Source organism: uncultured Cytophaga sp., from assembly GCF_937863595.1.
In the GTDB taxonomy this organism is placed as follows: domain Bacteria; phylum Bacteroidota; class Bacteroidia; order Cytophagales; family Cytophagaceae; genus Cytophaga.
Map to the genome: position 1 here is coordinate 1 of NZ_CALMGQ010000079.1, position 9079 is coordinate 9079.

Sequence of the window (9079 nt, forward strand, 5' to 3'; positions counted from 1 at the left end):
TGTTTGGCAAAACACAAAATATTGTTTTGAACCTTGCAGTTGGCGGCGATTACTTCAAAAATCCAAATTTGCCTAATCCTGCTGATATTGTTACTGGTACAATGTATGTAGATTGGGTGAAAGTATTTACAAGCAATTAATAAATACAAAGTGGGTTGACTTTTAATAAGTCAACCCACTTTGTATAATGTATAAATCAGCTAAAATCAAATTATTTTACAATCCATATTTTGTCTTAATATCTGCAATTAATAGTCCAATTTTATCAAACTTATCAAACGCTTTTTCAATATTTTTATCTGTGTTCTGATCTGTTATCCGATACAATTCCTTTTGAACACTTTCAAGCTCTAATTTCACAAAGTCTTGTGTATACTTTGCTTCCTCGTGTTTAAGGATTTTCAAATAATTAATTAATGCATTTAAGTCCTTTATCATTTTTGTAGGACTCGATTTAGCCATTTTCTTTTCAATAGAGATATTCACCATAATTTCATGTGTACCATTACTGAGTTCTTTTCTATATCCCATAGGATGTTCATACATATATGCTAAACCAAATCCTTTAAACTGAAGTCCAAACGAAGCCTTGAGCGTTTTATTATTTGCATATCCAACTAGGAAATTAATTTTATCATCCCATGTAGCTCGCACAGCAACATCCAGCAGGTTTTTAGTAATAGGTAGGTTTTGATAAATAAGTAAAGGTTGCAGATCTAATCTAGTAGACGCAATTTTATATTTATAAGAAAGTGTACCGACTAAATATTGACCAATACTGTTAGAATTTTCGATAATCTGAGGTGCTGAAAAACCAAACTCCAACTGTTTATAATTAACAAGCATACCAAATCCAGAAATAAACCGTGTATAGTTATACGCTGAGCTCGTTAATGTTGGATCACTTAAATCAAACATACTACTCGTATTCCCAATATTAGAAGTATTTAAGTGCCTAGAAATTATACCTGCCGACAATCCAAGACGAATTGAAAAATTACTATCGCTTAAAAAAAACCGATGCGAATATAAGCCATCAACACGTGTTACTCCAAATGCACCTCTACTATCTTGAATTACTTTTATACCAGCTCCTTGATTCGCTGAAATTGGACTATGTAATGCAAACATTAAATTTCTCGGTCCTCCTGCAATTCCATTATACTGCGACCGATAATCCATTACACCTTCAACAGCTGAAGAGTTACCAGCTAAGGCTGGATTAACGTTCACTCTATTCAACAAATATGAATAGAAACTTGAAAAATCTTGAGCCGATGCATTATACTGAACGAAGCACAGTATAATAATTATGAATTTTATTTTCATATAAATTAATATTGAAGACTATCTTACTAATGTTATTGTTCCTTTGAAATTTTTTGATACATCACTATTATTAGACATTACATAATAATATGCGCCTATCGGTAACAATGAACCATGGTATGTCCCATTCCAAGAATTATCATACCCATTATCAACCTTGTAAACCATGATTCCATTCGCATCAAAAATCATCAATTTGTAATCCGAGTATAATTCAACATTTTCAATCAACCAATAATCATTTTTTCCATCTGCATTTGCAGAAACATAATCAACAGACTCCAATTTATTTTCAATTACATCCAGAACATTTATAATTAGAGTAGCAGTATCCGAAAGGCTTGGATTTGCATTGTCTGATGCAACAACTTCGAAAGAATAGGATTTAACCTTTTCATAATCCAATGTATTCGACACAAGCGCAATGTCACCATTTATAAAATCCAGACTAATAATATTCTGAACACCTCTATTAACAATGGAATATGTTAGTTGTTGATTTTCATCTTCATCACTAGCTGTCATTTTACCTATAATCTTACTACTAGTTGTGTTTTCATCAACACCAATAATTAGATCTGAAAGTACGGGACGTTCATTTAAATCATTCACATAAATTACAAACTCCTTTTCTATGGTATTACCTCCAGAATCTTTCGTCTGAACGCGGATAGAATAACTAGATTTTAATTCATAATTGAATGTTACTCTTGCAAACAAACTATCTCCTTTAATTGAAAACATGCTATTGCCCGATGAATTCAGTCCATTAACTAACGAATAGGTAAAAACTTCAACAAGGTCTTCATCCAAACATGAAAACACACCTACAATTGAATTCGCAGGTTTATTTTCGTTAATAATATCATTACTTATAGATAACTCTGTTGGTGGGTAATTCTTATCAACTACTACAATTTTTATACTTGCAGTATCTGAAAGGCTGGGTTTGCCTCCATCCAACACAACAACTTTAAATGTGTATGATTTATTTAATGAATAATCTAGAGTGGCTTGCAAATGAATTTCACCTGTTTGGCTATTTATGTTAAAAGCTGTTTGAGGAGCACCATCACTAAGAATATAATAAGAAAGCACTTGGTATGGTTCTTCATTCGTAGCCACTATTGTACCTAACAAAGTACCTATCTGAGCATCTTCATTAATAGTCATTAACTGATCATGTAACTGAGGTTTTTCATTTACATCTACAACATGAATCACAAATGAATCTTCAAATGTTGCGCCATATAAATCTTTTGTTTTAATACGAATAGTATATAAAACCTTAACTTCATAATTCAAACTTGATTTTGTAAATAAACTCCCACCGACAATTTTAAAACTACCATTATCATCCGACCCTAATCCGCCAACAAATGCATAGGTAAATACATCCTCTGTATTATTATCAAATGTTTCAAAGTCACCAATAAAAGTTCCTACAGCAACATTCTCATTAATACTGGTATTACTTATAGAGATACCAGTTGGTGGATAATTTTGATACAATACTATAATGGTAAGCATAGCCGTATCTGTAAGACTTGGCAATCCATTATCTTTAGCAACAACTTTTAAAGAATAGGATTGAGTGGTACGGTAATTTAATGTATTCGATAGCAATGTAATTTCACCAGATGTAGTATTTATTCCAAAAATAGATTGTGAAGGAGTGCTTGTATCAAAAGAGTACGTTAACGTTTGACTTACATCTTCGTCTGAAGCTGTAATCTTACCTAATACTGTTCCATAAAATGCCTTCTCGTCTACAGAAAGTGTTTTGTTATTGATTACTGGATTGTCATTAACATTTTTCACGTTTAGTAAAACAACCTTTTCAAATGTATTATTTCCACTGTCTTTTGTTTGAATACGTATGGTGTAGGTTGTTTTAGTTTCATAATCAAATAACGCATTTGTAATAAAAAAATTACCATCGATTTTAAACATATTATTATCATCTGAACCTACACCACTTATTAACGCGTAGGTAAATACTTCTGATTTATCAATATCCGTACTTGTTATTGAACCAATAATAGAACCGACAGGTACATTTTCATTCACACTTAAATTACTAATCGTTATATCCGTTGGAGGAAAATTCCGATCTATTAATAAAATTGTAAACGTATCCGACACGAAGCACCCTCTGTTATCGGTCGCTTGAACTCGGATGTTATATTTATTTTGAATATCGTAATTCACTGCTCCTTTAGAAAAAAGCATATTGCCGGAAATGGAGAACTTCGCATTGTCTGTTGAGCCAAGTCCAGAAACCAATGCAAACGTATGCGTATCTCCTACATCTAGATCCTTAACACTCATTGATGATATCAAGGTAATCCCTTCGCTTTCTTGAGCACTCTTTGTTGCTAAGGTCAAATTAGTGGGAGTATAATTTGTTTTTATTTCATATGGATCACTTGGTGTACCGTACACAGCATCATCTTGAAAAATAATTCTTGTTGAAGCATCGATAACGTTATCTGTTTCTGAATTATATATTTTAAAACTCACAGATTCGGCAGAAGCAACATTACTTCGTATCGTTAATAAGGCAACATAGCGACCTTTAACAACAACAGAAGACAAGGCAACTCCTCTAACCTCTCCATTCACAAAAGCAGCCAATTGATTTGAAGGATTGGCTAGTTCCATACAATTTGCATTCAATACTGCGGTTACTGTCATGTCATATGCATAACTTCCAGTAACAGTCCAATTTTGTGCAAAGCTTGTTTGTACTTCTGCCATTATAAAAAATAGCAGAAGTAGTTTAATGTATTTCATAAAATAATTAGTGCTAATAGGTATAAAATCTGTATTTATTTTTTAATCAGTTTTGTATTAATGATTTCATCCTTAACATGAATGGTAAGAATATAAACGCCATCACTTACTTCATTCCCCGCATCGCTTAAGCCATCCCATAGCACCTTATTAGAATTGCTATTTAATGTTTTTACAACTTTGCCAGAAATGTCTGAAATCACAATTGTTGTTGCTTCATTTGCAACACCGACAAGCTCAATGGTTGTTGTAGATTCAAAGGGATTTGGATAAATGTTTATGTCTTTACTAGTTAAACTGTTCAATACATTTGTTGAAATACATGTACGTTGTTCTGCAACAGTTACTCTATATGGTACGGACAAAGTTCCTTCAATAGCATCGCTAGAAAATACAGCATCTTCTTGTATTGCAAACATCCTATCCAAACTCGCATCATAAAATTTGAATGTCAACTTTTCTCCTGAAGTATTAGCATAGGTCGTCAAAAAGAATAGATGTTCATTTTTTGCAGAAACGTAGGTAGGATTTACAAAACCTCTACACACATCATTCACAAACACGCCAAGGTAATCCTTCTCAACATCTACCGTTTCATTACATAGATTGGTATTTATAATAAAGGACATACTATTCGCATATTCTTGAGAATTGATTTCCCAAGGTCCGTTACCTTCTTCTTCAACTGCACTAGCAATTCTGGAATTGGATCCATTAATCAGTTCAGGATTTGGATACGTTAAGGTATGAGCGGAACCTGTTTTCATCATATAGCCCAAAGTCGGTTTCATGAATTTCAAACTACCTATCCAACCCAAATAATAATCGTAGACAGCAAATGAATTTTGTCCTTTAATAAAATCATTGGTTTCGAAATTTACATTACCCAATGCAACATTCACATCCATATTTAATGCAGCCGGATAACCAACCCAATTCCAACCTGTATTCAAGGGCACTGCAATGGAACTTGTTTCAATTTTACTACCAGTCACATAGAACGTGTCTGCTTGCGCCAACTTTAATTTGTATCCTTCTTGTGCATTAAAGCCAGAGGTTCCGCTCTTGTTATTTTGCTGCGTAATACCTCCTACCCAACCAATGCCTGTTCCATACTGATCGTATCTGCTATCTGCTTTAATTATATCTCCATTGTTTGCAGATACGTCTTTTAATAATTCACGAGAAGAAACAAGTTGATTTGAGTTCACATAAAATGAAAGCCAGTTCCAGCCTTTATTCATAAAGTATCCAACCCGTACATAATTGGTAACAATGAAATCTTGTGGTACGGAAGGTGAACCGACGATGGTATTTTTCTCAAAGGAAATAGTTGGTGTTACGTTATTGTGTATTTGCCCTAAGCTTGCATTCCAAACTTGAAAATCAATTTGTTCTCCATCTGTAATGTTTGAATATACATCCAAGAAGAATTCATAACGATCGTATTGAGGAATGTAATTCAAATTCGAAACACCTCTTATTTCACCATTTACGAATGCAGCAATCATATCATCCGAGTTTGTGGATTCAATGCCATTGATATTTAATGTACCAACAATACTCATATTGTATTCAAACTTACTTGGATCAACAATCCATTTAGGAGCTTGCGCAGAAACATTCAGATTTAATGTAAGTGCCTCTTTAAATCCAAAATCAGAACTCAAATAAAGGGACTGTTCGTATTTACCAATATTAACAGACTCACTAACGATAAAGGTTAAAAGTTTTTTTGAATCCGGTAATAATGTTCCGTTCGGATTTACAATGGTTAACCAAGAAGGAATATTACTGATGGCGTAATTCTGTCCTGTACCACCCACATTTGAAATCTCAACTTGAAACGATAATTTATCGTACAGTTTTTTATCTTTATTAATGACACTTTCACTCCACAATACGGTATTCTTCTTCATATAAGCAGTCCACGTAATGGGCGATGCCAATCTATTCTGATTTACATCCTGTATATCTGTAACCGTTATTTCAATAACTGTTTTTTCAACCAATTCCGGATCTTCAGTAATATTTATAATGATTTTGTCATTATTGACAACATAATCATAGGCAACATTTTGAACCGGTCTGGCTTGTTTGATATTCGGTATATCCGTATTAATAGATGCACCACCGTTTGCAGTAGCAATATCTGATTTACCTTGTACGGCTATTGCTAAACTTGGATTGATAATCAGATTAACATCATAATGTTCAAACGGATAATAAGACATCAATCCTATTTCATTACCTTTCAACTTGGCGTTTTTATCTAATTCAATTAGTTTTTGCGTTTTTGCCAAATTCCAGAAACGAAACTCGTCCACAGACCCGTTAAAATTGCGTGCATAGGTATACGAACCACTAGAATAAAACTGTTCCGCTCCAAGTGTCATTTGAGGTCCACTAAAGCCTCCAAAGACTGCGCTTTGAGTAAAGGCTTCTTGGTTTCCATCCACAAACAAGGTTGTATTCGACAAACGTTTCACAACCAAGGCAACATGATGCCATTTATTATCAAAGAAATCTTTCGATACAGCTAATGAGATTCCATTATTCTTTGCGTATAATTTACCATCAGCTCCAGCACCAATTGTCCAAATATTTTCAAAAGGTGGAGACGAATCTGTATTGTCACCTCGGCCGTTAGAGAAGATCGTCTTGTTTGATTGCGGTCCACCTTTCATCCAAAATTCAAGTGTCATATCCATTTCTTTGGTTACGACAACGTTTCCAGAAGGCATGGTTAAATAATCCGATGAACCATTCAACGTACGTGCATATCCTTTAGGGGATATAGACCAAGAAGCACCATTTAATACAGCATTGTGCGATCTAGAAATATCATTGGCAATTAATCCTACCGCTTCGTCCATTGGCCAATATCCAGAAAGTCCAACTTCATCGCCGCGCATACGAACATTCATATTTGCCACCACACTACCTTGACCTCTTACAGATTCCCAAACACGAAGATCATGTAGGTAAGCGCTCAAAGTATTGCTACCTGTTAACGATTTACCTATGTAGATTCTTCCAATAGGATTGAATACACTTGAAACAGTTGTACTACCGAGTGCAATTTGGTCGTTCATGTAAAAGCTTACTGTCTTAGCAACATAATCATACGATACAGCCCAGTGCATCCAATCATCTGCAGAAGTATAGCTACTGCTTGTTGTGATTGTTTGATTACCAAATTTACCATAAAAATTATTAGTGCTATTAAAGCCAAATTCTATATCTCCTTGTGCATATATAACACCTGCAGTATTATTGATGCGTTGTGTCCAGAATTCTACTGTGAATGATTTATCGGCTAGCTTTACCCCTTCAATGATACTTGCGTAGTTATCTACGCCATCAAAAAACAATACCGAACTGTGAGAAATTTCTGCACCATTTAATACACCTCTTACAGAAAAATTGTAGGAAGTTAAAAGCCCAGCTTGAATAGGTTCATCAAAGGTAACCATGATATCGTCTCCAGGAGATAAGATGCCATCGCCAGGTTGCGGCGTTCCAAATAATCTAGGTCTCTTAATATCTTTAATACCTGAAACAATTGTAGAGTAATTTTCTGTGCCATCCACACAAATGGTTTTCAAACGCACATCGTAATTTCTATCTTGAAGACTTTTTGTTTCTAAGGTATAATTTAATTTTGCTTCACTGTTAATCCATGTCTTTGGTTCAGATGCTGCATCGTAATCAACCTTATCTACAAAGTACTTCATGTCCGTAATCCAAGAAGAAGAAGAACTTGCTTTGTACTGGACAGCAATTTGCTGAAACGAATTATGGTTTAAATCATATCCTTCTATTCCTATATTTAATGGAATTGTTTTGACAACAGTTCCATCAAACTGCATATCACTGGTATTGACCAACCATTTATCATTGGGCTTACTCAATATAATATCTGAACATGCAGGCTGAAAAAGTGCAGATACGGCAACTGTATCCGAGATATCTTCCCAGTTATCCCCTGGATCAAACTGACATAGAGAATGTAAAATAATACCTACATTTTCAAATGTAAACACATCGTCTTTGGCTTGACGAATGGTTAAGGTTTTTGTAATAGAACCTCCGCCTGGCACAAAGAATGTTCTACCGTTACCAATACTAACACCGTCAATTTGAATATTCGCACCCGATACCGAAGTTTCGTCAATACTCACTTCAAACCAAGCATCGTCGCCTGTTTCAGAAGCATTTTTTAATTGAAGTGCAAAATTTGCACCTTTACCAGCTGCTACATTATTTACAATGGATGAAGAAACGCTTATTCTAGGAACTTCTCTACGCATGGTTGCTGCAGACATTTGTGTTCCTACTTGGTAGTATTTAGATATTTCTGCATCAACATAGGGGCATTGACTTTGACCACCTCGTACGGAAAATACAGGACCCGTTTGGGTTTTTGCATCTTTGATGTCGATACTGTAATAATCGCCTTCATCGGTATCATTCAAAACATATCCAAATGTTTGCGATGTTGTTTCGTTGGTTGTTGTGTTTTTTGTTTCTCTGTGATTATAGGTAGCAGTAATCTCCACACTCATACCCAAGCCTGCTACATCAAAACCAATTTGTGTTGCAACCGATGGACTAATCGTAAATTCAAATGTGCTGCTGTTTGATTTGGAACTTTCAACAGTTGTGGAACTTTCAAAAACAGTACCTGCATCGTAAGAATAGTTTGCAATACGTTCTGCATCGATTTTTTCTTTTTCATTTCGAGCAAGCAAATCTTCCCATCCTTTGATTTGGTTATTATACCAAGCAACCGTATCCACATATTCTTTCCCCAGCCATGCTGCTGCACCTCCCGGAAAATTAATTTTATATGATTCACCATCAATACCCGAGCCATCTGTTCTACGAACCATTGTTTTTGGATCATTACTATTTCCAAAATCTGCATCTGTTGGCTGCATCACATATACAT

Annotated in this window: 3 protein-coding genes; all 3 read right to left on the minus strand. The window is 34.7% G+C overall.

Annotated features, from left to right (window positions below; genetic code table 11):
- Positions 1-216 precede the first annotated feature (216 nt).
- The 3 genes from Q0543_RS07180 to Q0543_RS07190 are packed head-to-tail and all read right to left on the minus strand — an operon-like array spanning position 217 to position 9068.
- Positions 217-1329: a PorP/SprF family type IX secretion system membrane protein gene (locus tag Q0543_RS07180; RefSeq protein ID WP_299250810.1), complete on the minus strand. Its 1113-nt coding sequence runs from the start codon at positions 1327-1329 to the stop codon at positions 217-219.
- 18 nt (positions 1330-1347) lie between these two features.
- A complete protein-coding gene (locus Q0543_RS07185) occupies positions 1348-4125 on the minus strand; it encodes a cadherin domain-containing protein (RefSeq protein ID WP_299250812.1) in 2778 nt (925 codons plus the stop codon).
- A gap of 35 nt (positions 4126-4160) precedes the next feature.
- A complete protein-coding gene (locus tag Q0543_RS07190) occupies positions 4161-9068 on the minus strand; it encodes a LamG-like jellyroll fold domain-containing protein (RefSeq protein WP_299250814.1) in 4908 nt (1635 codons plus the stop codon).
- Positions 9069-9079: the final 11 nt, after the last annotated feature.